We start from the raw sequence: 2363 nt of genomic DNA, 5'->3' as shown, positions 1-2363 counted from the left end.
CGGATGCGCATTGCATCCGCAACACCGGCAGTCGTATTCGCCAGCGTGACGCCCGGGCGCGTTGCAATGGCCTGCCGGGTCGCTCCTACACGAAGGACGAACTCGACCGTACCGGCCAGACCGGCCTCGGCCAGGCGTTGCGCACGCTGGATCCGTCCATCCGTTGACACGGTGGCGGTGTGCCCGCTTCCTCGCCAAGGCGGGCGGACGTGTCAGCAGTCGTCCGAACGCCCGGCGGCGTAGCGCAGTCCGCGCCCGAGCTGTGCGAGGACGTTCGGATCCTCGTACACCTTCGCGTCGTGGCCGAGTCCGGTGTACCAGCTGCGGCCACCCTCGAAGGCATGGCACCACGCGATGGGGTGGTCTCCGCCCATCGTGCCGCCCTCGTAGTCGCGCTCGTCCACCGTGGCGATGACCTGCACCTGTCCGCGCGGACTGTCGCGGTAGTTGTACAGCTCGTCGGTGATGCGCCAGCGTGGCCCGACAGGCTTCCCGTCGTGCTCGGCCTGCACGTGCGCCGATTGCAGCCCGGGAGGATGGCTCCTGAAGTAGGCGCCGACCAGGCGTCCATACCAGGGCCACGCGTACTCCGTGTCGGCCGCTGCATGCACGCCGACGAACCCGCCGCCCGCGCGCACGAACCCTTCCATCGCCGCCTGCTGCCCGGCATCCAGCACATCGCCGGTGGTGCTGGCGAACACGACCACGCGATAACGCGACAGGTTGCCGGCAGTGAACGCACCTGCGTCCTCGGTGTGGTCGGCCCGCAGGCCCGCTTCGGTCGCCAGCACCTTCAACGTCGCGACGGCCGCGGGGATCGCGTCGTGACGGAATCCCGCGGTCTTGGTGAAGATAAGTAACCGGTCGGGCGGAGCGGCATGTGCGGGCGACAGCAGCGACAGGCTGGCCAGCAGCAAGGGAGCAGCGATGACGCGGGAAAGGTTCATGGCCGGATTCTGCCATGGCGCCCTTCATGCACTGCAGCATGGCGATGGCTCGCGCCCGACCAGTCCTCGCGCCGATAATGACGGCAATCCCTTTATCCGGAACGCCCGCATGTCCGATCCCCGCCACGACCCGTCCCGCGTCATCCGCGCGCCGCGCGGTGCCACGCTCACCTGCAAGTCCTGGCTCAGCGAAGCGCCGTACCGGATGCTGCAGAACAACCTGGATGCGGACGTCGCGGAAGATCCCACCTCGCTGGTCGTCTACGGCGGCATCGGCCGCGCCGCGCGCGACTGGGCCTGCTACGACGCCATCCTGAAGTCGCTGCGCGAACTCGACGACAACGAGACCCTGCTGGTGCAGTCGGGCAAGCCGGTCGGCATCTTCCCCACGCATCCCGATGCGCCGCGCGTGCTGATCGCCAACTCCAACCTGGTGCCGCACTGGGCCACGTGGGAGCACTTCAACGAACTCGACCGCAAGGGCCTGGCGATGTACGGCCAGATGACCGCCGGCTCGTGGATCTACATCGGCAGCCAGGGGATCGTGCAGGGCACGTACGAAACCTTCGTCGAGATGGGTCGGCAGCACTACGGCGGCGACCTGACCGGCAAGTGGATCCTCACCGCCGGCCTCGGCGGCATGGGGGGCGCGCAGCCGCTGGCCGCGGCGCTGGCGGGCGCGAACTCGCTCAACATCGAATGCCGCCAGTCCAGCATCGACATGCGCCTGCGGACGCGCTACGTGGACGAACAGGCCACCGACCTCGATGACGCCCTCGCGCGCATCGCGAAGTACACGGCCGCCGGTGAGGCGAAGTCCATCGCGCTGCTCGGCAACGCCGCGGAGATCCTGCCGGAACTGGTGAAGCGCGGCGTGCGTCCGGACGCCGTCACCGATCAGACCAGTGCGCACGACCCCGTGCACGGCTACCTGCCGATCGGCTGGACCGTGGAACAGTGGCTGGCCGAACAGAAGGCCGAACCCGAACGCGTGCGCGATGCCGCCAAGCAGGCCATGCGCGTGCACGTGGAGGCGATGCTTGCGTTCCAGCAGATGGGCGTGCCCACGTTCGACTACGGCAACAACATCCGGCAGATGGCGTTCGACCAGGGGTTGAAGAACGCGTTCGATTTCCCGGGCTTCGTGCCGGCCTACGTGCGTCCGCTGTTCTGCCGCGGCGTGGGCCCGTTCCGCTGGGTCGCGCTCAGCGGCGACCCGGAAGACATCTACAGGACCGATGCCAAGGTGAAGGAGCTGATCCCCGACGATGCGCACCTGCATCGCTGGCTGGACATGGCGCGCGAGCGCATCAGCTTCCAGGGCCTGCCGGCGCGCATCTGCTGGGTCGGCCTGGGCCTGCGCCACAAGCTGGGCCTGGCGTTCAACGAGATGGTGCGCAACGGCGAACTGAAAGC

The 2363-nt window shown here is 68.4% G+C and carries 2 protein-coding genes; one reads left to right on the top strand and one right to left on the bottom strand.

What is annotated here, in order from left to right; translation table 11 throughout:
* Nucleotides 1–212: 212 nt before the first annotated feature.
* Nucleotides 213–947, bottom strand: a complete 735-nt coding sequence (locus AC04L7_RS16805) for a ThuA domain-containing protein (protein ID WP_435997349.1) — start codon at nucleotides 945–947, stop codon at nucleotides 213–215.
* Between the two features lie 109 nt (nucleotides 948–1056).
* Between AC04L7_RS16805 and hutU the strand changes: the two genes are divergently transcribed.
* Nucleotides 1057–2363, top strand: a 1307-nt coding sequence (gene hutU, locus AC04L7_RS16800; RefSeq protein WP_475513464.1) for a urocanate hydratase, incomplete at its 3' end; no start/stop codon positions are given.

This window comes from Pseudoxanthomonas sp. LjRoot204_2 (genome assembly GCF_056175765.1).
Note: the sequence above shows the minus strand (reverse complement) of the source record. Positions and strands in the feature narration are given on the sequence as shown.

Coding starts and splice junctions, on each gene's coding strand:
- AC04L7_RS16805 (WP_435997349.1), bottom strand. CDS start 947: ATGAACCTTTCCCGCGTCATCGCTGCTCCCTTGCTGCTGGCCAGCCTG.